Raw genomic sequence first — 24,768 nt, 5'->3', positions numbered from 1 at the left:
ATCATGGAAAAATAATCACAGCGTGAAACGGTATTGCAGGATCCAGGCCAGAAATGATTTCTTGTATACAAAAAAATAATTTCACGTATACGATGTGCAGCACACAGTCACTTACCGGAGCAGGTAATGAAGAGTGAAACAGGCCAGAAAACGGCTGCCGATCTGAACGATCGCGATGAACCTATCTATCAGGCGCTGCTTACCGCCATCGTTGAGCATCAACTGCCGCCGGGCAGTAAATTGCCGGAAGAAGCCTTATCGGATGTCTTCGGCGTGAGCCGCACCGGCATTCGTAAGGTGCTGCAACGCCTCGCCGCGGTGCAAATGATCACTTTGTCGCCCAGGCGTGGTGCACAGGTGGCGACGCCGGGCGTGGATGAAGCCCGCGACATCTTTGCCACTCGCAGTTTATTAGAGTGCGCCAATCTACCGGCGGTGCTGAGCCACGTGCAGGCACCGCACTTAGCGGCACTCGGCGTGCTGATTGAAGAAGAGCAGCTGGCACATGACCAGCATGATGGTGCCGCCGCGATTCGTCTCTCCGCCGCCTTTCATATTCAGCTGCAGGCGATCTCCGGTAACGCAGTGCTCACCGATATGGTGACGCGCCTGACGCAGCGTTCGTCGCTGGTGATTGCCGCTTACGGTGCACCGTGGCAGCGCGGCTGCCGATGCGATCATCACGATCGGCTGGTGGAGCTGCTGCGGCAAAAAGATCTGCCGGGGTTAACGGCGGCGCTGCAGCATCACTTCGAACATATTGTTGCCAGCCTGCACTTTGAGCGCAGCGGCGAAACCTTGCCTGATTTCACCCGGTTATTTGCCGGTAACAAAGGAGCGGCATCATGAGCCTGATTCAGGTCATCAATCCCAACACCAGCTTAGCGATGACGGAAACCATGGGTACTGCCGCGCGAGCCGTCGCCGCGCCGGGCACCGAGATTCTGGCGGTGTGCCCGACTCACGGCGTCGAGTCGATTGAAGGTCATTTTGATGAAGCCATCGCGGCGATTGGTGTGCTGGAGCAGGTGAAACGCGGCAAAGAGCAAGGCGTGAGTGGCCATATCATTGCCTGCTTCGGCGATCCGGGCTTGCTGGCGGCGCGTGAACTGGCGAGCGGCCCGGTAATTGGCATTGCGGAAGCGGCCATGCACACCGCCACGCTGGTGGCGACGCGCTTTTCGATTGTCACTACCTTGCCGCGCACGCTGGTGATTGCGCGCCATCTGCTGCAGCAATATGGCTTCACACACCATTGTGCCGCGCTGCACGCCATCGATCTGCCGGTGCTGGCGCTGGAAGACGGCAGCGGCGTGGCGCAGGAGAAAGTGCGTCAGCGCTGCATGCAGGCCAAACGCGAAGATGGCAGTGGCGCGATTGTGCTGGGCTGTGGCGGTATGGCTACGCTGGCGCAGGATCTCACAAAAGAACTGGGCATGCCGGTAATCGACGGGGTCAGCGCTGCGGTAAAAATGGTGGAGTCGCTGGTGGCGCTAGGCTTTGGTACCAGCAAGCACGGCGATCTCGATTATCCACTCGAAAAACCGCTCAGCGGGGCATTTCAGCACCTAAACTAACCACTGGTTGAGCGACAGGAACTTACAGAATGAATGATGTATCTGGAAAGAAAGAGTACAGCTTCAACAAAAATTATCCGCGCGATCTGATCGGCTATGCTGGCAACCCGCCGCATGCACAGTGGCCGGGCAAAGCGCGCGTCGCGGTGCAGTTTGTCCTTAATTACGAAGAGGGCGCCGAGAACAACGTGTTGCATGGCGACGCCGGTTCCGAGCAGTTTCTTTCCGATATCATCGGCGCGGCCAGTTATGCCGATCGCCATATGTCGATGGATTCGCTGTATGAATACGGCTCGCGCGCCGGTTTCTGGCGCATCCACAATGAGTTTCAAAAGCGCGGTTTGCCGCTAACGGTGTTTGGCGTGGCGATGGCGCTGGCGCGTCATCCGGACATCGTCGAGGCGATTAAAGCGGCGGATTACGACGTGGTGAGCCACGGCTGGCGCTGGATCCACTATCAGGCGATGGATGCCAAAACCGAGCGCCAGCATATGCAGCAGGCGGTGGACGTGTTAACCGACCTGTTCGGCAAAGCGCCAACCGGCTGGTACACCGGCCGCGACAGCCCCAACACCCGACGCCTGGTGGTCGAGCAGGGCGGTTTTAGCTATGACAGCGACTATTACGGCGACGATTTACCGTTCTGGACGCAGGTCACCTGTCAGGACGGCACGGTTAAACCGCATCTGGTCATCCCTTACACGCTGGAGTGCAACGATATGCGCTTCGCCTCGCCGCAGGGCTTCAACACCGCGGAGCAGTTCTTTACCTATTTGCGCGACACCTTTGATGTGCTGTACGAAGAGGGCGAAACGGCACCGAAGATGATGTCGATTGGCATGCACTGTCGTTTACTGGGACGTCCGGGGAAATTCCGTGGTTTGCAGCGCTTCCTCGATCATATTCAGCAGCATGAGGATGTGTGGGTGTGTACGCGGCAGCAAATCGCCGATCACTGGATCGAGACGCATCCGGCACCAACATCCTGAATTTGTAGGGTCGCCATTTATGGCGACCGATTTATCCCGGTAGCACCTTAACTCATCAAACTCACCTGCGCCGCGACAATCCGCCAGCCGCACGGCAATCGCACCCACGTCTGCTGCTGGCGTCCGATCTTCTCTACACCTTCACGCGTAAACTCCGTACTGCACACCGCATAGTCATCGCCAAAAGTGGTGATCACCGTATTACGTAACTCGCGATCCAACCCTTTCGACGGACGCGCCGCGCGAAAAGCGCGGATCTCATCAATGCCATACAAATTCTCACCCGCGCCCAAACGCACGATGCGTTTGTCGTGCCAGAACAGCTCATCCAGCACCTCCACATCATTGCTGATCAGCGCTTGCTCATAGCGGTAAAAGGCGGCGGTGACTTCGGCGAGAATTGCCGGGCGATCGATATGTTCAGGTGTCATCTTCAGGCATCCATTAAGGTGGTTTGTGGCAGCGTCAGCCCTTGCTGTTGCAGCGCCCAGGCGGCGCGCAGTGCCAGATGTTCTTTAAACGGCGCAGCGATCAGCTGCAAGCCTATCGGCAAGCCGCTGGAGGTTTGCAGCGGCACGGTGCAGACCGGCAAGCCGAGGAACGAAATCGGCTGGGTTAGCATGCCCATGCTGGCGCGCGTCGGCAAATCCTGGCCGTTGATGTGAATGGTTTCCTGGCCGATGGTGGTGGCGGTGCAGGGCGTGGCGGGCGCAATCAGCACGTCGAACTGCTCAAACAGCGGCAGCACCTGCTGCTGGAAGTGACGGCGGAAACGCTGGGCCTGCACGTACCACGCCGAGGGCAGCATCGCACCGGCCAGCAGGCGCTCACGCGAGTTGGGCTCAAACTGCTCCGGCTGCGTGCGCAGCACCGGCAAATAGTGATTGCCGCCTTCTGCGGCGGTCATGATAAAGGCCGCCGAGCGTGCGATCTCCGCATTCGGCAAAGTCACTTCGTCTAGCGCCTGCAGCGCTTTAGCTACCACCGCCACGGCGGCGCGCGCTTCATCGCTGCACCAGGTTGAGAAGAACCCGCCGAGTACCGCGCTGCGCACGCCTTCTGCGCCCTTGCTGAGCCCTGCGCTAGCTGGCGAGGCGGGCTGCGCGGCCTGGAAGGCATCGCTGGCATCGGCACCTTGCAAGGTGTCGTACACCAGGCTCAAATCTTCAACCGAACGGGCAAACGGGCCGATGTGATCGAGGCTGGCGACAAACGGATGGCTGCCGCTGCGCGACAGACGGCCAAAGGTCGGTTTCAGGCCAAAGATGCCGCACAGTGAAGCGGGCACGCGGATCGAGCCGTTAGTGTCGGTACCGAGCGAGAAGTGCACCAAACCCGCCGCCACCGCCGCCGCTGAACCGCCGGACGATCCGCCCGCCACGCGGGTTAAATCGCGCGGGTTGCGCGTTGCACCGTAATGGGTGTTTTCCGTGGTAAAACCATAAGCATAGGCATCCATATTCAGCATGCCGGAGAGCAGCGCGCCAGACTGGCGCAGTTTGCTCACCGCCCACGCATCCTCGCGCGCCGCCGCGCGTTCGCTGAACAGGCTGGCACCGGCTAAGGTGCTGTGTCCGGCGACATCAAACAGGTTTTTCACCGCGTAAGGAATGCCGGCTAACGGCGGCAAGGCTTCACCGCGCTGGCGCTGCAGATCGATCTGATCGGCTTCGCGCAGCATGCGCTGGCTGGTGACTTCGGTCCAGGCGTTGATCGCCTTATGCTGTTCAATCGCCGCCAGCGTGTTTTGCGCGATATCGCGGGCGCTGATCTCGCCCTGACTCAGCGCCTGCTGCAGGGCATTAATCGATAATGACGACAGTTTCATGGATGAAACACTCCCGCCACTTCCAGACGATCGTCGAGCGGCAGCGCCATCAGCGGCTCGGCCATGACGGCGATGCGGTTGAACTGCGTCAGCAGCTCGGCGCGGCGCGCATCATCCAGCTCCAGCGCCAGAATCTGCTCCATTTGGGCAATATAGGTGGCCCAGTCCGGTTGTGAACTCATCAATAATCTCCGTTAGAAACCGGCGGCGCTGCCGTTGCTGCGCGGATCGAACGCGCCTTCCAGCATGCCGTTGTTGTGTCTGACGATCGCGCCCGCATGGCCGACCACTTCACTGAAATCGGGTAGCAGTTCAACCTCATGGCCGAGCGCACGCAGCTGCTGCACCGTTTCCGGCGCGATGCGCGCTTCGAGCTTGAGCGAATCGGATGATTGTCCCCACGTACGACCCAGCAGCCAGCGCGGCGCGCTCACCGCCTGTTGTAGCGGATGTCCCTGAATCACGTGACGGGTGAAAATCGCCGCCTGGGTTTGCGGTTGGCCGTCGCCGCCCATCGAACCGTACACCATGGTGCGGCCATCTTTGAGACGCGCGGCAGCGGGATTGAGGGTGTGGAACGGCTGTTTGCCCGGCTGCAGCGCCAGCAGATGATCGGGTTGCAGGCTGAAGGCGGCACCCCGGTTTTGCCAGGTGATGCCGGTGCCGGGCAGCACCACGCCACTGCCGAATTCGTGATAAACGCTCTGGATAAACGAAACCGCCAATCCGCTGCTGTCCATCACGCCCATCCACACGGTATCGCCCGGCCCGCGCCCGGTGCCCCACGCAGCGGCTTGTTGATCGTCCACCTGCGCCGCCAGCGTGCTGAGGTGTTCCTCATCCAGCAGACGCTGCACATCAATGTCGATGTGGCGCGGATCGGTGATGTGCTTGTCGCGCAGCGCAAAGGCTTTTTTAGTGGCTTCAACGATGCGGTGCACGGTTTGCGCTTCATTGGCGTCAGCCATATTCAGCCGATCGGTAATGCCGAGGATCGCCAGCGACACCAAACCCTGTGTTGGCGGCGTCATGTTCCAGATATCGCCTTCACTGTGTGCCAGGTGCAGCGGCGTGCAGCGCCGGGCTTGGTGCGTTTGCAAATCTTCGAGCGTGATTGGCATTCCCAGCGCGGTCATTTCGCGCGCCAGATGGTGCGCCAGTTCACCGCGATAGAAACTTTCCAGCCCGTGATCGCACAGCATGCTCAGCGTATTCGCCAGCGCCGGCTGGGTGAAGCGACTGCCGGCAAGCGGTACGCTGCCGTCCGGTAAAAAGGTGGCGGCAAAACCAGGTTGATGCTGCAACTCGTGCTGTTTGGCGGCGGTGGCGGCGGCTTGCGAGGCGGTGACCGGAATGCCGTCGGCGGCATAGCGAATTGCATCGCGCAGCAGACGGGTTAACGGCAGCGGCGTCGCGCCAAGTTCCTGCGCCAGCGTCAACGCTTCCTGCCAGCCGCTGACGGTACCCGCAACGGTTAAGGCGGCTTTGGGGCCGCGATGCGGAATCTGCGTTTCGCCATGGTAGAAATCAAGATGTGCCAGCGAACCGGCTGCGCCGCTGGCGTCAATGGCGATGGGATCGCCGTTTGGCGGCACCACCAGCCAGAAGCCGTCGCCGCCCAAACCGTTCATGTGCGGGTAAACCACGGCGATGGTGGCTGCGGCCGCCACCATCGCTTCCAGCGCATTGCCGCCTTCGCGCAGTACGGCTAAGGCGCTTTCGCTGGCGAGATGGTGCGGCGTAACGGCCATGCCTAACGGCGCCATGTTGCTCTGTATCATAAAGAACTCTTTTTCTGGGTACGTGGTTAATGGGAAGCAAGAGCTGTTCCAGTTTTGAACGGACATCAATCTGGATCGATTTATGCTAGCTTGTGATGAAACGAAAGTTACAGGACCGATGATGAAACAACTTGATGAACGCCTTCGTAGTCACTATCCGCAACTGTCGCCGCAGGAGCAGCGCATTGCCGACTTCGTGTTTGACCACTTTGATGACCTGATCAGCTACAACAGCGCCGAGCTGGCGCGGCTGAGCGGTGTGTCGAAGGCCACGGTCAGCCGTTTATTCAAGCGTCTCGGTTACGAGAAATATAAGGACATGCGCGACGAGCTGCGCATCCTGCGCCAGAGCGGCATGCCGCTTACCGACAACCGCGATGCGGTGCAGGGCAACACCTTGCTGTCACGCCACTATAAGCAGGAGATGGCCAACCTGACGCAGTGGGTCAACAGCATCGATCCACAGCAGTTTGGCGAGGTGATTAGCGCGCTGGGCGCGGCAAAACGGGTATTTATCATCGGCATGCGTAACGCCTATCCGGTGGCGCTGCACTTGCGTCAGCAGCTGATGCAGGCGCGTCCGCAGGTGCATGTGCTGCCGCAGCCGGGTCAGACGCTGGGCGAAGAGCTGGTGGATATAACGCCTGACGATATCGTGGTGGTGATGGCGTTTCGCCGCCGTCCACGCATCATTCGTCCGCTGATGCAGCAGCTGCAGCAGAGCAACATTCCCGTGCTGGCGCTGTGTGAGCCGCAGGCGCAGGGCATTATCACACTGGCGCGCTGGCAGCTTTGTGCGCCGCTCGACAGCGTTTCCGCTTTTGATAGCTACGCCTCCGCCATGAGCCTGATTAACCTGCTGGCGAATGCGTTGCTGCATGAAATGTTGTCGCAGGGCCGTCAGCGCATCCATCAAATTGCCGATCTTTATCAGCATCTCGACGAGCTGGAACACCGTTAACGGGCGCCATTGTGGTGCATTGCACTGTTTTTGATCGTTAATTCCAACGGGCGCGATGCCCGTTTTTGCTGCCTTCAACGCGGTAAATCCCCGTTTTTTCCCCTTTCTTCTCCCAGCACTGCGGTTGGCACATTAGTTGCAGAATGATTCATCAAGAATCTTTTGTTTCACGTAAACTCACCGGGGTGCATAATGAAAAAAGTATTATTAGCGGTAGCGGGCGCGGCATTGCTGATGGCGCAGGTCGGGAGTGCGATGGCCGATCAGCTGCAGGATATCCAGAAGCGCGGCGTGATCCGCGTAGCGGTTCCGCAGGACTTCCCGCCGTTCGGTTCCGTGGGTACTGACCTGCAGCCGCAGGGCTACGATATCGACATGGCGAAGTATCTCGCTAAACAGATGAAACTGAAGTTGCAGCTGGTGCCCGTTTCCAGTGCCAACCGCGTGCCGTATCTGCAGACCGATAAAGTTGATCTGGTGATCTCCAGCATGGGTAAAAACGCCGAGCGTGAAAAAGTGATCGATTTCACCCGCGCTTACGCGCCGTTCTTCCTCGGCGTATTCGGTCCGAAAGGCGAAACGCTGAAAGATGCGGCAGCGCTGAGAGGCAAATCGATCGGCGTCACGCGCGGTGCAGTGGAAGATATGGTGTTAAGCGATATCGCCCCGAAAGAGGCGCAGGTGAAGCGTTATGAAGATAACAACACCACGCTGTCGGCCTACCTTTCCGGACAAGTGCAGTACGTGGCGACGGGCAACCTGGTGGTGGCGGCGATTGCGCGCCAGAACGCCGAAAAAGCGCCGGTTGCCCAGTTTATGCTGAAAGATTCACCGTGCTACATCGGCCTGAAAAAAGATGAGCCGGCGCTGAAAGAGAAAGTGAATGCGCTGATTGAGCAGGGAATCAAAGACGGCACGCTGAACAAGCTGTCGGAAGAGTGGCTGAAAGCGCCGCTGCCAGCGAACCTCGGCGCATAAAGTATGGCGCAACTTAACTTCGCCGATCTCTGGCCGCACTGGCCAGAGTTGCTGGCCGGACTGTGGGTCACGATTCAGATCACCGTGCTCGCCACCGTGGGCGGTGTCAGCCTCGGTATTCTCGGCGCGGCGCTGCGCAGCGGCAAACCGGGCTGGGCGAGCCGCATCTGGGGCCTGTACGTCGAGCTGATCCGTAATACGCCGTTTGTGGTGCAGCTGTTTTTCATCGTCTTTGGTTTGCCCAATCTGGGTCTGAAACTGACGGCGGGTGAAGCCGCACTGCTGGCGATGTTGATTAACCTTGGCGCGTACAGCACCGAAATTATTCGCGCCGGCATTCAGGTGACGCCGCGCGGCCAGTGGGAAGCGGGGCGCGTGCTGGGATTGACCCGCACGCAAACCTTTATTCGCGTGGTGTTGCCGCCGTCGCTGCAGCGTATTTATCCGGCGCTGGTCAGCCAATGCATCATCGTGATGCTCGGCTCGTCGGTGGTGTCGCAGGTGTCGTACGAAGAGTTGACCTTCGCCGCCAACCTGATTCAGTCGCGCACCTTTTTGAGTTTTGAAGTTTATTTCGTGACCACGCTGATCTATCTGGCGTTGTCGATTGCCATGCGCCAACTGCTGCTGGCGCTGGGACGTAAATGGTTGGGAGCGCAGCCGGCATGATGACGCAATTTACCGACTGGGACATCCTGCGCAACCTGCTGCTGGCAGCGCGCTGGACAATTTTACTTTCGCTGGTGGCGTTTTTTGGCGGCACGCTGGTGACCTTGCCGCTGCTGTTTATGCGCCTGCTGAAACGTAAATGGCCGATGCGCCTGGTGCGCGCTTACACCGAGCTGTTTCAGGGCACGCCGCTGCTGATGCAGCTGTTCCTCGCCTTCTTCGGCGTCGGCTTGTTCGGCATCGATGTCGCGCCCTGGACCGCCGCCTCGCTGGCTTTAACGCTCTACACCAGCGCGTTTCTGGTGGATATCTGGTACGGCAGTATTCGCGCCCTGCCAAAAGGGCAGTGGGAAGCGTCGCGCTGTCTCGGCCTGACCTTTGGTCAAACGCTGTTTCGCGTGGTCGCGCCGCAGGCGATTCGTATCGCCATCGCGCCTACGGTTGGGTTTGCCGTGCAGGTGATTAAAGGCACCGCGCTGGCCTCGATTATCGGTTTCGTCGAGCTGACCAAAGCCGGCACCATTTTGAATAACGTGACGTATGAGCCGTTCAAGGTGTTTGGCATGGTGGCGCTCGGTTACTTCCTGATGTGTTATCCGCTGTCGCGTTACAGCCAGTACCTGGAGAAAAAATTCAATGCCGCTCATCACCATTAATCAGGTACAGAAGTACTACGGCGACAACCACGTCTTGAAAGGTGTCGATCTCGATGTCGATCACGGCGAAGTGATCTCGATTATCGGCCGCAGCGGATCGGGTAAAAGTACCCTGCTGCGCTGCATGAACGGGCTGGAAGGTTATCAGGAAGGCAGCATCAAACTCGGCGGTATGACGATTACCGACCGCGAATCGCAGGCGCGTGAAATTAGCCGTTCGGTCGGCATGGTGTTCCAGAACTTCAATCTGTTCCCGCACATGACGGCGCTGGAAAACGTGATGCTGGCGCCGCGCCGTGTGCTGAAGAAAAGTGAAGCCGAATGCCGTGCGCTGGCAACGCAGATGCTGGAGAAAGTCGGCCTCGGTGAGCGCATCAATTACTATCCGGCCAATTTGTCGGGCGGTCAGCAGCAGCGCGTGGCGATTGCCCGTGCGCTGGCGATGCAGCCCAAGGTTTTACTCTGTGATGAGATCACCTCCGCGCTCGATCCCGAGCTGGTGGGCGAAGTGCTGAAAGTGCTGGAGCAGCTGGCCGCCGAAGGCATGACGTTGATTCTCGTCACCCATGAAATGAACTTCGCCCGCGACGTGGGCGATCGCGTGGTCTTTATGCATCAGGGGCGCGTCTGGGAGCAGGGCGACAGCAAAACGCTGTTCGCCAATCCGCAAACCGCGGAGCTGAAGCAGTTTATCTCTACCGTGCGCCTCTAAGCTTTCTTTAAGGAATACAACATGGATATCAGCCAATTTTCGCAAATCAATCCGCCACAGCGTCTGTTGATGGGACCGGGCCCGATCAATGCCGATCCGCGCGTGCTGCGCGCCATGTCGAGCCAGCTGATCGGCCAGTACGATCCGGCGATGACGCACTACATGAACGAAGTGATGGCGCTGTACCGTGGCGTATTCCGCACTGAAAACCGCTGGACGATGCTGATCGACGGCACGTCACGCGCCGGTATCGAAGCGATTCTGCTGTCGGCGATCCGTCCGGGCGACAAAGTGCTGGTGCCGGTGTTTGGCCGTTTCGGTCATCTGCTGTGTGAAATTGCCCGCCGTTGCCGCGCGGAAGTGCACACCGTTGAAGTGCCGTGGGGCGAAGTGTTTACGCCGGATCAGATCGAAGACGCGATCAAAAAAGTGCAGCCGCGCCTGCTGCTGACGGTGCAGGGCGATACGTCCACCACCATGCTGCAGCCGCTGGAAGCGCTGGGCGCGATTTGCAAGAAATATGGCGTGCTGTTCTACACCGATGCCACCGCGTCGCTCGGCGGTAACGCGCTTGAAACCGATGCGTGGGGCCTGGATGCGGTCTCCGCCGGGATGCAGAAGTGCCTTGGCGGTCCATCCGGTACGTCGCCAATCACGCTGAGCCCGCAGATGGAAGCGGTGATCCGCAAGCGCAAGTGCGTGGAAGAGGGCATCCGCACCGCCGATCATCAGGATGGCGACGACGAGATGATCTACTCCAACTATTTCGATCTCGGCATGATCATGGATTACTGGGGCCCGGAACGTCTCAATCACCATACCGAAGCCACCACCGCGCTGTTTGGCGCGCGTGAATGTGCGCGTCTGATAATGGAAGAGGGATTAGATAACGGCATCGCGCGCCACAAGCTACACGGCGATGCGCTGCTGAAAGGCATTCAGGGCATGGGCCTCGAAACCTTTGGCGATTTAAAAAACAAAATGAATAACGTGCTCGGCGTGGTGATCCCGCAGGGCGTGAATGGCGATCAGGTACGCAAGCTGGTGCTGGAAGATTTCGGTATCGAAATCGGCACTTCGTTTGGTCCACTGCATGGCAAAGTGTGGCGCATCGGCACCATGGGCTACAACGCGCGTAAAGATTGCGTGATGCAAACCCTGAGCGCGCTGGAAGCGGTGCTGAATCATGTTGGCTTCCGCACCACGCAAGGCGCGGGGATGCAGGCGGCGTGGGATCTTTACGGGAGCCGCGCATGAATAAAAGCCTGATGACCGCCAGCGAGGCGCAGATCGCCGCCGCTCGCGTCATGGCGCGCTGTGATGCGCTGGCTGAGATCAGCGAAAGCGAAGGTGGCCTGACGCGTGTTTATCTGTCGCCGGAACAGCTGCGTGCCAACGCGCGCGTCGGCGAATGGATGCAGGCCGCGGGCATGACGACGTGGCAGGACGCGGTGGGCAACATTTGCGGTCGCTACGAAGCGGCGCAGGCGGGCGCGCGGGCGCTGCTGCTCGGTTCGCACCTGGATACGGTGCGCAATGCCGGTCGCTACGACGGCATGCTCGGCGTGTTAAGCGCCATTGAAACCGTGCAGTGGCTGCACGATCGGCAGCAGCGTTTGCCGCTGGCGATTGAGATTGTCGGCTTCGGCGACGAAGAGGGCACGCGCTTCGGCATTACGCTGCTCGGCAGCCGTGGCATAACCGGCAGCTGGCCGGAAAGCTGGGTGACGCACCCGGATGGTAACGGCATCACCGTGGCGGAAGCGATGCAGGATGTCGGTTTCGATGCGGCGAAGATTCACGACGCGGCGCGTCAGGTCAATGAGATCGCCGCCTATCTGGAACTGCATATCGAGCAAGGTCCGTGTCTTGAGCAGGAAGATTTGGCGCTTGGCGTGGTCACGGCGATCAACGGCGCGCGTCGTCTGAACTGCAGTTTTATCGGTGAAGCGGGTCACGCGGGCACCGTGCCGATGACGCATCGCAAAGATGCGCTGGCCGCTGTAGCCGAATGGATGGTGTTTATTGAGCACACCACGCAAGAGCACGATCCGCAGCTGGTGGCGACTGTCGGCACGCTGAGCTGCTTGCCGGGCGCGGTCAACGTGATCCCCGGTGAAGTGCAGCTGTCGCTCGATGTGCGCGGTCCGCAGGATGAGCCGCTGGAGCGTTTACTCTCCACGCTGCTGACGCAGGCGCAGGCGATTGCGCTGCGTCGCGGCTTAACCTTCAGCGCCAACGAGTATTACCACATTGCCGCCACCGCTTGTGATGCGCGGTTGCAGCAGGCGCTGAGCCACGCGGTAGAAACCGTGCAAGGGCGCAGCCTGTCGCTGCCGAGCGGCGCGGGACACGATGCGATTGCTATCGCCGAGCGCTGGCCGGTTGGCATGTTGTTTGTGCGCAACCATCGCGGCATCAGCCATCATCCGGCGGAATCGGTACAAACCGCTGATGTGGCGCTAGGCGTGCAGGCGTATCTGCAAGCGGTTTGCGATATTGCACGCGCTAAGGAATAAAGATGGATTTGGTAAGCTTCAATCAGCTTTACCCCCAAGCCGCGCAAGCGGCGATTGCGCACTGCGTGGCGATTCCCGCCTGGCAACAGGCGCTGGTGGCGGCGCGACCTTTTGCCGACGTTGCGGCTTTACTGGCCGAAGCCGATCGTTTGGCGCAGCGGTGGCAAGCCGCTGATCTTGAGCTGGCGCTGAGTGCCCATCCACGCATTGGCGACAACGTGGCGGGCGCGGACAAAGAGGCCTCGCTGTCGCGCAGTGAGCAGTCGGCGATGCAGCAGGCGGACGGCGCGCTGCAGCTGGCGATGCTGGCGGGCAATCAAACCTATGAGCAGCGCTTTGGTCGGGTATTTCTGATTCGCGCCAAAGGGCGCACCGGCGAAGAGATGCTGGCGGAATTGCAGCGTCGGCTTAACAATGATGCAGCGAGTGAACAGCGTGAAGCGCTGGCGCAGCTGCGTGAAATTACCCTGTTGCGGCTAAAGGAGAGCATCACATGAGCACCATTACGACGCATATTCTCGATACCGCGCTGGGCAAACCGGCGATTGGCGTGGCGGTTTCGCTCGAGCAAAATAGCCCGGAAGGCTGGCTGCCGCTGGTGGAAGGCAACACCGACAGCGACGGACGCATTAAAGACCTGACGCCCGAACCGCTGGCGCCAGGTCATTACCGTTTGACGGCGGAAATTGGCGACTACTTTGCTGCCGAAGGGCGCGATGCGCTCTACGTGAGTGCGCAGATTGATTTCGTGATTGGCGCCACAGGCAGCCATTATCATCTGCCGTTTCTCATCTCGCCGTGGTCGTGGTCGACTTATCGCGGCAGCTGATAATGTGCGCCACTTCACGCGCTGCGCTTGAAAGCCAGTAACTATCAAAACCTTCGGTTCATCCAAATATATTCCTGGCGAAAGTGCGGCTAATCTTAGTCGCATATTAGAAAGCAATATGAAGCCAATGGAGCCGATAAACATGAGCACGCACGACAATAACGATAATGCAGCAGCCGCAGGCAAGTGCCCCTTTCATCACGGGGCGTCTGAAGAGAAGAGTGTTCTGGCGCGCGGCGCCGGTGGCGGTACATCCAACCGCGACTGGTGGCCCAATATGTTACGCGTCGATCTGTTAAACCAGCACTCCAACCGTTCCAACCCGCTTAGTGACACCTTCAACTACCGCGACGAATTCAGCAAACTGGATTACTCCGCGTTAAAAGCCGATATCCGCGCACTTCTCACCGATTCGCAATCCTGGTGGCCAGCCGACTGGGGCAGCTATATTGGGCTGTTCATTCGCATGGCGTGGCACAGCGCGGGTACTTATCGCACCATTGATGGTCGTGGCGGTTCAGGTCGCGGTCAGCAGCGTTTTGCGCCGCTGAACTCATGGCCGGATAACGTCAGCCTCGATAAAGCGCGTCGCCTGTTGTGGCCGGTAAAACAGAAATATGGTCAAAAAATTTCCTGGGCCGATCTCTATATCCTGGCGGGTAACGTCTCGCTGGAAAACGCTGGCTTCCGCACCTTCGGCTTTGGTGCCGGTCGTGAAGACGTGTGGGAACCGGATATGGATGTGGATTGGGGCCACGAAACCGAATGGCTGGCGCATCGCCATCCAGAAGCGCTGGCCAATGCACCGCTGGGCGCTACCGAAATGGGCCTGATCTACGTCAATCCGGAAGGCCCGGAAGCCAGTGGCGATCCAAAATCAGCCGCGCCGGCGATTCGTGCCACCTTCGGCAACATGGGCATGAACGACGAAGAGATCGTGGCGCTGATTGCTGGCGGTCATACTTTAGGTAAAACCCACGGCGCGGCAGAAGCCAGCCATGTGGGCGTGGATCCTGAAGAGTCACCAATTGAAGCGCAGGGTCTTGGCTGGACCAGCAGCTACGCCAGCGGCGTGGGTAAAGATGCCATCACTTCTGGTCTGGAAGTGGTGTGGACTCAAACCCCAACGCAGTGGAGCAACTACTTCTTCGAGAACCTGTTCAAATACGAATGGGTGCAGACACGCAGCCCAGCGGGCGCCATCCAGTTCGAAGCGGTTGATGCCGAAGCGATTATCCCGGATCCGTTTGATCCGGAGAAAAAACGTAAACCGACCATGCTGGTAACCGATCTGACGCTGCGTTTCGATGAAGAGTTCGGCAAGATTTCGCGCCGCTTCCTCAACGATCCGCAGGCGTTCAACGAAGCCTTTGCCCGCGCCTGGTTCAAACTGACGCACCGCGATATGGGACCAAAAGCACGTTACATCGGCCCGGAAGTGCCGAAGGAAGATCTGCTGTGGCAGGATCCGTTACCGCAGGCGATTCATCAGCCAACGCCGGCTGATATCAGCGAGATTAAAGCGCGCATTGCGGCTTCAGGTCTGAGCGTCAGCCAGCTGGTTTCAGTGGCCTGGGCTTCAGCCTCCACCTTCCGTGGCGGTGACAAACGTGGCGGAGCCAACGGTGCGCGTCTGGCGTTAGCGCCGCAGAAAGATTGGGCGGTGAATGCCAGCGTAATCAATGATGTGCTGCCAACCCTGCAGAAGATTCAGCAGGAATCAGGCAAAGCATCGTTGGCCGATGTGATTGTGCTGGCAGGTAGCGTGGGTATCGAACTGGCCGCTTCAGCCGCTGGCGTGGCAACGCAAGTGCCGTTTACGCCGGGCCGTGTGGATGCGCGTCAGGATCAAACCGACGTTGAGTCGTTCAACTTCCTGCAGCCGCTGGCCGATGGTTTCCGTAACTATCGCCGCAGCGCCAAAGGTTCTTCAACCGAAACGCTGCTGCTGGATAAAGCCCAACAGCTGACGCTGAGCGCGCCAGAATTGACGGTGTTGCTCGGTGGCCTGCGCGTATTGGGCACCAACTTCGACGGCGGCCAGCACGGCGTATTCACCGATCGGGTTGGCGTATTGAGCAATGATTTCTTTGTTAATCTGCTCGACATGCGTACCGCGTGGAAAGCCACCGATGAGAGCGAAGAGCTGTTTGAAGGTCGCGATCGTCTGAGCGGCGAAGTGAAGTTCACTGCGACACGTGCCGACTTAGTGTTTGGATCGAACGCTATCTTGCGCGCGCTGGCCGAGGTTTACGCCAGCAGCGATGCGAAGCAGAAGTTCGTGACCGACTTCGTTGCCGCCTGGACAAAAGTGATGAATCTGGATCGCTTCGAGCTGTAATCTACAGCAAAGAAAGTAAAAACCCCGGCTTGCCGGGGTTTTTTGTTATTTCAGCGTATACGCATCGGCATCGCGCCATGCCGGAAACCTTTCCCGATAGGCTTGCAGCTCCTCCAGCGATAGCTCCGCATCAAGGCGTGCGCGCGCAAAGGGCTCTCCACTCGCCAGAATCTCACCCAGCGGTGAAATGATTCGACTGTCGCCACTGTATTGATGCTGATTGCCATCGCTGCCGACGCGGTTACAACCGGCGATATAAGCCTGGTTTTCAATTGCACGGGCTAACAGCAGCGATTGCCAGTGCAGCGCACGCGGTGCCGGCCAGTTGGCGACATACAGCGCCAGATCGTAATCGTTGTGGTTACGCGAAAAAACCGGGAAGCGCAGGTCGTAGCAAATTTGCGGCAGAATCCGCCAGCCGCGCCACTCAAATACTTCACGTGTTTCACCCGCCACATAGTGCTGATGTTCATTGGCCATGCGGAACAGATGACGTTTGTCGTACTGATGCAGCGTGCCGTCTGGCTCGACCAGCAAGAAGCGGTTCACCGCGCCTTTTTCCGTCTGGATTGCCGCGCTGCCGCCGACTAACGCATTGCTGGTTTGCGCGTGCGCGTGCAGCCACGCCACGACGTCATCCTGCGGCAGCGAACTTTCGGCAGCTTCCATAGCAAAACCGGTGGTGAACATCTCCGGCAGCAGAATGATGTCGCGGCCTGCAATGCCTTTCAGCACGCCATCGAAATGACGCAGGTTAGCCGCGCCATCCATCCAGCTCAGGGTTTCCTGCAGAACGGTAATTTTCAAAGCTGACATAAGCGCTCCGCAGCGGCGTCGAGCGTCGCTTCCTGTTTGGCAAAGCACAGGCGAATCAGCTTGTGCGGGAAAGGTTCGGCGCAGAACACCGACAGCGGAATCGCCGCCACGCCGACTTCCTTGGTCAGCAGCTGGCAGAAGCTCACGTCATCCAGATCGGAAATGGCGCTGTAATCGACCAGCAGGAAGTAAGTGCCTTCACACGGCAGCAGCTTGAAACGGCTGGCGGAGAGCGCCTGGATAAAGCGATCGCGGCGCGCGCGGTAGAACTCCGGCAGTTCGCGATAGTGCTCAGGCGCCTGACGCAGCATGTCGGCAATCGCCAGCTGTGCCGGCGTATTCACCGAGAATGTCAGATATTGATGCACCTTGCGGATTTCAGCGCTGATCGCAGCCGGGGCAATGCAGTAACCCACTTTCCAGCCGGTCATGTGGAAGGTTTTACCAAAAGATGAAACCGCGATGGATCGCTGACGCAGTTCAGCATGCGCTAACACGCTGGCGTGGCCCTCTTCGGTGAAACAGATGTGCTCATAAACTTCGTCGCTCAGCACAAAGATTTCCTGCTCAGCAATCGCCTGCCACAGCTCGGCATAATCGCTTTTGCGCCACATGGTGGCGGACGGATTATGCGGCGTGTTCAGGATCACTAAGCGGGTTTTGCTGCTCAGCAGGCCGCGGAATTCGCGCCAGTCAACGCGGAAACCCGGCGGCTGCAGGGCGATGCGTTTTAACACGCCGCCCGCCAGTTGCACCGCAGGCGCGTAGCTGTCGTAGCTTGGGTCAAAGCAGATCACTTCATCACCCTGACGCACCAGCGCGGTGATCGCTGCGTACAATGCTTCTGTCGCGCCCGTCGTCACGGTGATATCGCTGTTGACGTCAGGCGTGTGGCCGTAAAGCGCAGCAGTTTTCTCAACAATCGCCTCACGTAGTGGCAGTACGCCGATCATCGGTGCATATTGGTTGGCGCCCTGGCTGACGTGATGCGCCAGGCGCTCCTGCAAATAGCGCGGACCGTCAAAATCGGGGAAGCCTTGCGACAGGTTGATGGCGTTGTGCTGCTGCGCTAACGCGCTCATTTGCGTAAAGATGGTGGTGCCGAGCGCCGGTAATTTGCTCTCGGGGATCAGGTTGTGCTGCGTCATTGTTTTGTGGCCTTAAGCGCGAATGTCGTTGCGGAGAAACCCTGTGTTGCTGCCACTATAAACAGGATGTTAACATTTGGCAATCGAGACGCTTAGACGTCTAAACTAACCTGCGGAGCCTGTATATCGCTATGACGGATTTTCTTCCACTGGAACATTTAGTGGCCGCCTGCCACTGGATTGGTGGCAAAGGCTGGGCACCCGCAACCGGCGGTAATATGTCGGTGCGGCAGGACGCGGAGTATTGTCTGCTGAGTGCGTCCGGCAAAGATAAAGGCAGCCTGACGCGTGATGATTTTATCCAGGTTGAGATCGCTAGCAACGCGGTGCCATCGGGCCGCACGCCCTCAGCGGAAACCGGCCTGCATACCTTGATTTATCGTCTGTTTCCGCAGGCGGGCGCGGTGCTGCATACGCACACGGTCAACTCGACGGTGCTGTCGCGGGTGGAGAAGGGCGACGCGCTGGTGCTCAGTGGTTATGAGATGCAGAAAACGCTGGCCGGGCAGCAGACGCATCTGAACACCGTCGCCATCCCATTATTCGATAACGATCAGGACATTACGGCGCTGGCGCAGCGTATTGAAGCTTTTGCCGCCGATACGCCGCTGCAATATGGTTTTCTGCTGCGCGGCCACGGTTTGACCTGCTGGGGCAAGGACGTCAACGAAGCGCGTCGCCATCTCGAAGGTCTGGAATTTCTGTTTGAATGTGAACTGCAACGTCGCCTGCTGGAGGCCAAATGATCCGCGCCATTGTTACCGATATTGAAGGCACCACCAGCGATATCCAGTTTGTGCATCAGGTGTTGTTCCCTTATGCGCGTCAGCATTTAGCGGCGTACGTGCGGGAAAATCACATGGATGAAAACGTCGCCGCCGCACTCAACGCGGTGCGTGCAGAGTCCGCTGCGCCTCAGGCCACGCTGGAGGAGCTGATTACCACACTCACGAATTATATCGATGAGGATCGCAAGTCGCCGGGCCTCAAAGCCCTGCAGGGCATGATTTGGCGCGCCGGCTACGTTGAAGGTCAGTTCACCGGCCACCTTTATCCCGACGTGCTGCCGGCTTTTGCGCGCTGGCAGCAGCAGGGGATTGGTCTGTATGTTTATTCCTCGGGATCGGTCGCCGCGCAAAAACTGTTATTTGGCTACAGCGATGAAGGTGATTTAACCTCGCTGTTCAGCGGCTATTTTGATACCGGCGTCGGCGCGAAACGTGAAGCGCAATCGTATCGCAATATCGCCGAAAAAATCGGCCTTGCGCCTGCGTCCTTGCTGTTCCTGTCGGATATTCATCAGGAGCTGGATGCGGCAGCGGATGCGGGCTGGCATACCGTGCAGTTAATTCGTGGCGCGGCGGATAACGCCAGTCGTCATCACCAGGTCAACGATTTTTCCCAGATTAAACCGGAGTCGATTTAACATGAGTGCATTGACCATTTTTACCGATACCGAAGCCCAGCAACCGGTGTGGCACAGCACCAATGCCGAGGCGATTCGCGAGCGTCTTAACGCGAAAAACGTGCGCTTTGAACGCTGGGAAGCCGATCGCGATTTGGGTGCGGATCCTGATGCAGAGACGGTGATCAACGCCTATCAACATGCGATTGATCGTCTGGTGGCCGAGAAGGGCTATCAGAGCTGGGATGTGCTGAGCATGCGTGCGGATAATCCGCAGAAAGAGGTGCTGCGCACCAAGTTCCTTAACGAACATACGCATAGCGAAGATGAAGTACGCTTCTTTGTTGAAGGTTCAGGGCTGTTCTGTCTGCATCTGGAGGGCGAGGTGTATCAGATTTTGTGTGAGAAGAATGATCTGATCTCGGTGCCCGCTGGCACGGCGCACTGGTTTGATATGGGTTCTGAGCCGCACTTTACCGCGATCCGCATTTTCGATAATCAGGAAGGTTGGGTAGCGAATTTCACCGGCGACAAGATCGCTGATGCGTATCCGCGTTTAGCATGATTGTAGGGTCGTCATTCATGACGACCTTTTTATCACCGCACATTACCCATTACCCTACGGCTGAAAAATCCCTTCCTGAACCTGCGCAGGCGTCACCACGCCGGTATCCAGCACCCAACCGCTAATCAACGCCGCGGGCGTGACATCAAAAGCCGGGTTATAGACCGCCGCACTCTCTGGCGCCCACTGCACGCTCCCAAAACTGCCTGCAACGCCGGTCACTTCGCTGGCGGCGCGCTGCTCGATGGGGATGGCGTCGCCGTGCGGACATTGACGATCCAGCGTGGTGTGCGGTGCGGCGACGTAGAACGGAATACCGTGATAGTGCGCCAGCACGGCCAGGCTATAGGTGCCAATCTTGTTCGCGACATCACCATTCGCTGCGATACGATCCGCGCCGACCCAAATAGCATCGACCACGCCGCGCGCCATTAGACTGGCGGCCATCGAGTCGGTAATCAGCTGATAAGGAATGTTTAGCTCACCCAGCTCCCACGCGGTTAAACGGCCACCTTGTAGCAGCGGCCGCGTCTCATCCACCCAGACATTTTTCACCAAACCTTGCTGGTGGGCATAAGCGATAACGCCGAGCGCCGTGCCGACGCCCGCAGTCGCCAGCCCGCCGGTATTGCAGTGCGTCAGCAGCTGGCTGCCCGGTTTTACCAGCGTGCTGCCGGCGCGGGCGATGTTGTCACACAAATGCTTATCTTCGGCCACCAGACGCAGCGCTTCGCGGCTCAGCGCCGTGACGAAATCACTCTCGGCCAACGCATTTTTCATGCGATCAAGGTTATTCATCAGGTTCACCGCCGTTGGGCGCGCCGCGCGCAGCACCTCAAGCGCCGTCGCTAATTCCGTGCGCGCTGCGCCTTGCTCAGCCAGCAGCGCCAGCAGCAAACTGGCTGAGAGGCCAATCAGCGGCGCACCGCGCACGCGCAAGGCATGAATGTGTTCGACCAACTGCGCGACGCTGTGCGCGGGTAGCCAGTTTTGTTGTTGTGGCAGCGCCTGCTGGTCAAGGATCCACAGTTGATTATCGCGGACCTCAAGGCTGGTGGTACGAAGTGTTTGCATGGTGTGAAATCCCTGTTGCGTTAATGCTGGCTATTGTGCCAACATGCGTAACGGATGTATAGACGTCTGAACGGCTTATTACTATCGATAATCGAGGAACAGGCAATGTCGCAATACCGTACGTTCAATGCTGCCGATGCTGTGGAATATGCGAAACAATTTGGCGGCGTGGACGATCCGTCAGCGCTGGTGAGCGCCGAGGAGATCGGGGATGGCAATCTCAACCTGGTGTTTAAAATTTTCGATAATCAAGGCCGCAGCCGCGTGGTGGTAAAACAGGCGCTGCCCTATGTGCGTTGTGTCGGTGAATCCTGGCCGCTCACGCTGGATCGCGCGCGTCTCGAAGCGCAGACGTTGATTGAGCACTACAAACATTGCCCGCAGCACACCGTTAATATCACCCATTACGACGCCGAATTGGCGGTGATGGTGATGGAAGATCTCTCCAGCCATCGTATCTGGCGCAGCGAACTGGTGAAGGGCGCGTATTATCCTCAGGCCGGTCGTCAGGTTGGCGAGTATCTGGCGCAGACGCTGTTCCATACCTCCGATTTCTTCCTGCATCCGCATAAGAAAAAAGCCGAAGTGGCGCGTTTCATTAATCCGGAAATGTGCGAAATCACCGAAGACTTATTCTTCAACGATCCGTTTATTGACCATGAGCGCAACAAATATCCTGCGGCGCTGGAAGCGCTGGTGGTCAGCCTGCGCAGCGACGATGCGCTAAAAATCGCCGTGGCCGGTCTCAAGCACCGCTTTTTCGCCGATGCGGAAGCATTGCTGCATGGCGATGTGCATAGCGGTTCCATCTTTGTCGCCGATGGCAGCCTGAAAGTGATTGATGCGGAGTTCGGTTACTTTGGGCCGATAGGTTTTGATGTCGGCAGCGCGATTGGCAACTTGCTGATCAACTACTGCTGCCTGCCGGGCTTGCTGGCACCGCGTGAGGCGGCTGAAGGGCGTGAACGTCGTCTGAGCGACGTGCAGGAGGTTTGTAATCAGTTCGCCAGCCGCTTCCTGGAATTGGCGAAAGAGAAAACCCGCGATGTGGCGCTGGCCTATCCCGGTTACGCCGAATCCTTCCTGCGCAAAGTGTGGCGCGATACCTTGGGTTATTGCGGTACCGAGTTGATCCGCCGCACGGTGGGAATGTCTCACGTTGCGGATTTCAAACAGATTGAAGATGAGACCATGCGCACCGAGTGCATTCGCAGCTGCATCACGCTGGGACGCACGCTGATTCTGGCTGCCGATCATATTGCTGATGTGGATGCGCTGATTGCGCGGATTCGTCAGGCGGGTTGATGCGGGTGTGAATGAAATAAAAAAGCCTCCATGCGGAGGCTTTTATGTTTTATGCGGCTTCACTGGCTCGCGGGTTGGATTTCGTCTGCGGCTTTGGCACCGCCAGCGCTTCCGGCGCGAAATCATCGACGTTAATCGCTTTCAGGCGGCTGGCTTCAGCACGAATCAGCACCTGCGCTTCGCTCTCATCAATCCAGCCCTCTTTCAGACCACGTTGCGCCAGCGCATCAAGTCGGGTGAACGACAGGTGTTTTTTCTGCTGCTGGCATAGACGATCGTGAATCACTTCGGCGGCCATCACATCCTGCAGCGCCTGCTCCAGTTGACCGGCCGGATTGTGCGCGCTCGGTGCCAGATATTGGCCGCGGCCCAAACGGGTACGCGTCGCAGAAGGCAGCTGCAGCAGTTTCGCCAGCTTATGATCCAGTTTATCGGACGGCGCCGGGCAGTGATGACCACCGGCGAAAATCACCAGTCGCAGCGCACCGGCTACCATGCGGTTCGGGAAGTTACGCAGCAAATCATCCATCGCCACTTCGGCCTGATGCAGCGCATCCTGCACGCCCCAGTGTACCAGCGGCAAATCGGCTTCGTTGCGGCCTTCATCGTCATAGCGCTTCAGGGTGGCGGAGGCCAGATACATCTGGCTCAGCACATCGCCGAGACGCGCCGAGATACGTTCACGACGTTTCAGGCTGCCGCCCAGCACCGCCATCGATACATCTGACAGCAGCGCGAGGTTGGCGCTCAAACGGTTAAGGTGCTGATAGTAGCGGCGCGTGGCGTCGCGGGTTGGTGTGGCGCTAGTGCGGCCGCCGGTTAAGCCCAGCCACAGGCTGCGTACTTTATTACTGCCTACGTGGCCAATATGGCTGAACAGCGCGCGGTCAAAGGTCACCAAATCGTTTTTCGCTGCGGCGTTCATCTCTTCCAGCACCCATGGATGGCAGCGGATCGCGCCCTGGCCGAAGATGATCATGCTGCGCGTCAGGATGTTAGCGCCTTCCACGGTGATGGCGATCGGTGCGCCCTGATAAGCCCGCGCCAGGAAGTTGTTTTCGCCCAGCATAATGCCTTTACCGCCAGCGATATCCATCGCGTCGATAATCGCGCGCTGACCGCGATGGGTGCAGTGATACTTCACAATCGCCGATAGAACCGCCGGCTTTTCACCGAGCATAATGCCGCTGGTGATTAGCGTTGCGGCGGCGTCCATCACGTAGGCGTTACCAGCAATGCGCGCCAGCGGCTCTTCGATACCTTCCATCTTGCCGATAGAGACTTTGAACTGACGGCGGATGTGCGCATACGCGCCGGTCGCCAGCGCAATACTTTTCAGGCTGCCGGTTGAGTTCGAAGGCAGCGTGATGCCGCGACCAACGGACAAACACTCCACCAGCATGCGCCAGCCCTGGCCGGCCATGGATGGGCCGCCGATGATGTAGTCGATGGGTACGAAAATGTCTTTACCGCGCGTCGGACCGTTCTGGAACGGCACGTTGAGCGGGAAGTGACGTTGGCCGATCTCTACGCCAGGCGTGTGCGTTGGGATCAGTGCGCAAGTGATGCCAAGCTCTGTAGTCTCGCCCAGCAGATGATCCGGATCGGAGAGTTTGAACGCCAGGCCTAACACGGTGGCAATCGGTGCCAGCGTGATATAGCGCTTGTTCCAGGTAAGACGCATGCCCAGCACTTGCTGACCTTGCCACTCGCCCATGCACACCACGCCGGTATCGGGAATCGCGCCGGCATCCGAACCCGCTTCCGGGCTGGTCAGGGCAAAGCACGGGATCTCATCACCGCGCGCCAGACGCGGCAGGTAATGATCTTTCTGCTCATCAGTACCGTAATGTTGCAGCAGTTCGCCGGGGCCGAGTGAGTTCGGTACGCCAACGGTGATCGCCAGAATGCCGGAGACGCCCGCCAGTTTCTGCAGCACGCGCGCCTGCGCATAGGCGGAGAATTCCAGGCCGCCATACTCTTTCTTAATGATCATGGCGAAGAAGCGATGCTGTTTCAGATACGCCCACAACTCCGGCGGCAGATCGGCCATTTCATGGGTGATTTCGAAGTCGTTCGCCATGCGGCACGCTTCTTCGACCGGACCATCGATAAAGGCCTGCTCCTCTTCGGTCAGGCGCGGCTGCGGATAGTTGTGCAGCTTCTGCCAGTCCGGTTTGCCGCGGAACAGATCGCCTTCCCACCATGTGGTGCCGGCGTCGATCGCCTCTTTTTCAGTACGCGACATCGGCGGCATCACTTTCTGGAAGCTGTGCAGCGCCGGTTTCGAGAACAGGCTGCGACGCATCACCGGCAGGTTAAATGGCAGCAGAATAATCGCCAGCGGCAGCAGCATCCATGGCGTCCATATGTCAGCGGCCGCCAGCGCGCCGGTCCACAGCAGCAGAATTACGCTGCTCAGCTGAAGCGAAATTTGGTGGTAGAACAACACGCTAAGCAGGATTAGCGTCGCAACGATTGAGGCAACCAACATAATGAACCACTCCATAAGTAGTAAGAGGTCTGACCTGTTATGGGTGTAGGTTTAGAATATGGGGCAAAATTTATCAATCTGTTTACATCGCAATTACAACACATCTCACAAATTCGTTGCA

The 24,768-nt window shown here is 58.5% G+C and carries 25 protein-coding genes; 17 read left to right on the top strand and 8 right to left on the bottom strand.

Annotated elements, in window-relative coordinates; translation table 11 throughout:
* The first annotated feature begins 126 nt into the window (after nucleotides 1-126).
* From K5Y30_RS08160 to puuE, 3 genes are read left to right on the top strand one after another with little or no spacing between them, the layout of a single operon-like run.
* Nucleotides 127-849, top strand: coding sequence for a GntR family transcriptional regulator (locus K5Y30_RS08160; RefSeq protein ID WP_222210868.1), 723 nt, complete (start codon nucleotides 127-129; stop codon nucleotides 847-849).
* Nucleotides 846-1,577, top strand: a complete 732-nt coding sequence (gene hpxA, locus K5Y30_RS08155) for an allantoin racemase (RefSeq protein ID WP_110867823.1) — start codon at nucleotides 846-848, stop codon at nucleotides 1,575-1,577. Before K5Y30_RS08160 ends, hpxA begins: the two co-directional genes overlap by 4 nt.
* 29 nt (nucleotides 1,578-1,606) lie before the next feature.
* The gene (puuE, locus tag K5Y30_RS08150; protein ID WP_222210867.1) at nucleotides 1,607-2,566 is read left to right on the top strand and encodes an allantoinase PuuE; all 960 of its coding nucleotides are present in this window, start codon (nucleotides 1,607-1,609) and stop codon (nucleotides 2,564-2,566) included.
* 47 nt (nucleotides 2,567-2,613) lie between these two features.
* On the opposite strand, the gene hpxZ is transcribed toward puuE, so the two are convergent.
* The 4 genes from hpxZ to K5Y30_RS08130 are packed head-to-tail and all read right to left on the bottom strand — an operon-like array spanning nucleotide 2,614 to nucleotide 6,175.
* Nucleotides 2,614-2,997 carry an oxalurate catabolism protein HpxZ gene (gene hpxZ, locus K5Y30_RS08145; RefSeq protein ID WP_222210866.1) on the bottom strand — a complete coding sequence of 128 codons (384 nt, stop codon included), beginning with the start codon at nucleotides 2,995-2,997 and terminating at the stop codon, nucleotides 2,614-2,616.
* A 2-nt stretch (nucleotides 2,998-2,999) separates the two neighbouring features.
* Nucleotides 3,000-4,394, bottom strand: coding sequence for an AtzE family amidohydrolase (locus K5Y30_RS08140; protein ID WP_222210865.1), 1,395 nt, complete (start codon nucleotides 4,392-4,394; stop codon nucleotides 3,000-3,002).
* On the bottom strand, nucleotides 4,391-4,576 hold the full coding sequence (hpxX, locus tag K5Y30_RS08135; RefSeq protein WP_222181479.1) for an oxalurate catabolism protein HpxX: 186 nt from the start codon (nucleotides 4,574-4,576) through the stop codon (nucleotides 4,391-4,393). Before hpxX ends, K5Y30_RS08140 begins: the two co-directional genes overlap by 4 nt.
* 12 nt (nucleotides 4,577-4,588) lie before the next feature.
* On the bottom strand, nucleotides 4,589-6,175 hold the full coding sequence (locus tag K5Y30_RS08130) for a gamma-glutamyltransferase family protein (protein WP_222210864.1): 1,587 nt from the start codon (nucleotides 6,173-6,175) through the stop codon (nucleotides 4,589-4,591).
* Nucleotides 6,176-6,296: 121 nt separating this feature from the next.
* On the opposite strand from K5Y30_RS08130, the gene hpxU reads away from it, so the two are divergent.
* From hpxU to katG, 10 genes are all read left to right on the top strand, one after another.
* Nucleotides 6,297-7,136 (top strand): MurR/RpiR family transcriptional regulator HpxU, encoded by an 840-nt coding sequence (gene hpxU / locus K5Y30_RS08125; protein ID WP_101762543.1) that lies wholly within the window; start codon nucleotides 6,297-6,299, stop codon nucleotides 7,134-7,136.
* Between the two features lie 192 nt (nucleotides 7,137-7,328).
* Nucleotides 7,329-8,114 carry a transporter substrate-binding domain-containing protein gene (locus K5Y30_RS08120; protein WP_222210863.1) on the top strand — a complete coding sequence of 262 codons (786 nt, stop codon included), beginning with the start codon at nucleotides 7,329-7,331 and terminating at the stop codon, nucleotides 8,112-8,114.
* A 3-nt stretch (nucleotides 8,115-8,117) separates the two neighbouring features.
* Complete coding sequence (locus tag K5Y30_RS08115) at nucleotides 8,118-8,783, top strand: amino acid ABC transporter permease (protein WP_222210862.1); 666 nt, start codon at nucleotides 8,118-8,120, stop codon at nucleotides 8,781-8,783.
* Nucleotides 8,783-9,439 (top strand): amino acid ABC transporter permease, encoded by a 657-nt coding sequence (locus K5Y30_RS08110; protein ID WP_222210947.1) that lies wholly within the window; start codon nucleotides 8,783-8,785, stop codon nucleotides 9,437-9,439. Before K5Y30_RS08115 ends, K5Y30_RS08110 begins: the two co-directional genes overlap by 1 nt.
* Nucleotides 9,420-10,151 carry an amino acid ABC transporter ATP-binding protein gene (locus tag K5Y30_RS08105; RefSeq protein ID WP_101762541.1) on the top strand — a complete coding sequence of 244 codons (732 nt, stop codon included), beginning with the start codon at nucleotides 9,420-9,422 and terminating at the stop codon, nucleotides 10,149-10,151. Before K5Y30_RS08110 ends, K5Y30_RS08105 begins: the two co-directional genes overlap by 20 nt.
* Before the next feature lie 21 nt (nucleotides 10,152-10,172).
* Complete coding sequence (locus K5Y30_RS08100; protein ID WP_222210861.1) at nucleotides 10,173-11,408, top strand: alanine--glyoxylate aminotransferase family protein; 1,236 nt, start codon at nucleotides 10,173-10,175, stop codon at nucleotides 11,406-11,408.
* Complete coding sequence (gene hpxK / locus K5Y30_RS08095) at nucleotides 11,405-12,670, top strand: allantoate amidohydrolase (protein ID WP_222210860.1); 1,266 nt, start codon at nucleotides 11,405-11,407, stop codon at nucleotides 12,668-12,670. Before K5Y30_RS08100 ends, hpxK begins: the two co-directional genes overlap by 4 nt.
* 2 nt (nucleotides 12,671-12,672) lie before the next feature.
* Nucleotides 12,673-13,167, top strand: a complete 495-nt coding sequence (uraD, locus tag K5Y30_RS08090; RefSeq protein ID WP_222210859.1) for a 2-oxo-4-hydroxy-4-carboxy-5-ureidoimidazoline decarboxylase — start codon at nucleotides 12,673-12,675, stop codon at nucleotides 13,165-13,167.
* Complete coding sequence (gene uraH / locus K5Y30_RS08085) at nucleotides 13,164-13,499, top strand: hydroxyisourate hydrolase (protein ID WP_101762537.1); 336 nt, start codon at nucleotides 13,164-13,166, stop codon at nucleotides 13,497-13,499. Before uraD ends, uraH begins: the two co-directional genes overlap by 4 nt.
* 142 nt (nucleotides 13,500-13,641) lie before the next feature.
* Nucleotides 13,642-15,840 carry a catalase/peroxidase HPI gene (gene katG / locus K5Y30_RS08080; protein WP_222210858.1) on the top strand — a complete coding sequence of 733 codons (2,199 nt, stop codon included), beginning with the start codon at nucleotides 13,642-13,644 and terminating at the stop codon, nucleotides 15,838-15,840.
* A gap of 45 nt (nucleotides 15,841-15,885) precedes the next feature.
* On the opposite strand, the gene K5Y30_RS08075 is transcribed toward katG, so the two are convergent.
* Together K5Y30_RS08075 and K5Y30_RS08070 are read right to left on the bottom strand one after the other, a co-directional pair.
* A complete protein-coding gene (locus tag K5Y30_RS08075; protein WP_222210857.1) occupies nucleotides 15,886-16,656 on the bottom strand; it encodes an amidohydrolase in 771 nt (256 codons plus the stop codon).
* Nucleotides 16,644-17,804: a pyridoxal phosphate-dependent aminotransferase gene (locus K5Y30_RS08070; RefSeq protein ID WP_222210856.1), complete on the bottom strand. Its 1,161-nt coding sequence runs from the start codon at nucleotides 17,802-17,804 to the stop codon at nucleotides 16,644-16,646. Before K5Y30_RS08070 ends, K5Y30_RS08075 begins: the two co-directional genes overlap by 13 nt.
* A gap of 131 nt (nucleotides 17,805-17,935) precedes the next feature.
* Between K5Y30_RS08070 and K5Y30_RS08065 the strand changes: the two genes are divergently transcribed.
* Genes K5Y30_RS08065 through K5Y30_RS08055 form a run of 3 tightly spaced genes read left to right on the top strand, consistent with a single transcriptional unit; the run spans nucleotide 17,936 to nucleotide 19,774 of the window.
* Nucleotides 17,936-18,550, top strand: coding sequence for a methylthioribulose 1-phosphate dehydratase (locus tag K5Y30_RS08065; RefSeq protein ID WP_222210855.1), 615 nt, complete (start codon nucleotides 17,936-17,938; stop codon nucleotides 18,548-18,550).
* Nucleotides 18,547-19,230, top strand: a complete 684-nt coding sequence (gene mtnC, locus K5Y30_RS08060) for an acireductone synthase (protein ID WP_222210854.1) — start codon at nucleotides 18,547-18,549, stop codon at nucleotides 19,228-19,230. Before K5Y30_RS08065 ends, mtnC begins: the two co-directional genes overlap by 4 nt.
* Nucleotide 19,231: 1 nt before the next feature.
* Entirely contained in the window at nucleotides 19,232-19,774 is a 543-nt protein-coding gene (locus K5Y30_RS08055) for an acireductone dioxygenase (RefSeq protein ID WP_222210853.1), read from the top strand.
* A gap of 54 nt (nucleotides 19,775-19,828) precedes the next feature.
* Here K5Y30_RS08055 and mtnA read toward each other — a convergent pair whose 3' ends face one another.
* Complete coding sequence (gene mtnA / locus K5Y30_RS08050) at nucleotides 19,829-20,848, bottom strand: S-methyl-5-thioribose-1-phosphate isomerase (RefSeq protein WP_222210852.1); 1,020 nt, start codon at nucleotides 20,846-20,848, stop codon at nucleotides 19,829-19,831.
* Between the two features lie 105 nt (nucleotides 20,849-20,953).
* Between mtnA and mtnK the strand changes: the two genes are divergently transcribed.
* Entirely contained in the window at nucleotides 20,954-22,153 is a 1,200-nt protein-coding gene (gene mtnK, locus K5Y30_RS08045; RefSeq protein ID WP_222181491.1) for an S-methyl-5-thioribose kinase, read from the top strand.
* Between the two features lie 49 nt (nucleotides 22,154-22,202).
* Here the strand turns inward: mtnK and fadE are convergent, their stop codons facing one another.
* Complete coding sequence (gene fadE, locus K5Y30_RS08040) at nucleotides 22,203-24,647, bottom strand: acyl-CoA dehydrogenase FadE (protein ID WP_222210851.1); 2,445 nt, start codon at nucleotides 24,645-24,647, stop codon at nucleotides 22,203-22,205.
* Nucleotides 24,648-24,768 lie beyond the last annotated feature (121 nt).

The organism is Pantoea sp. DY-5 (assembly GCF_019795955.1).
Lineage (GTDB): Bacteria > Pseudomonadota > Gammaproteobacteria > Enterobacterales > Enterobacteriaceae > Pantoea > Pantoea leporis.
Note: the sequence above shows the minus strand (reverse complement) of the source record. Positions and strands in the feature narration are given on the sequence as shown.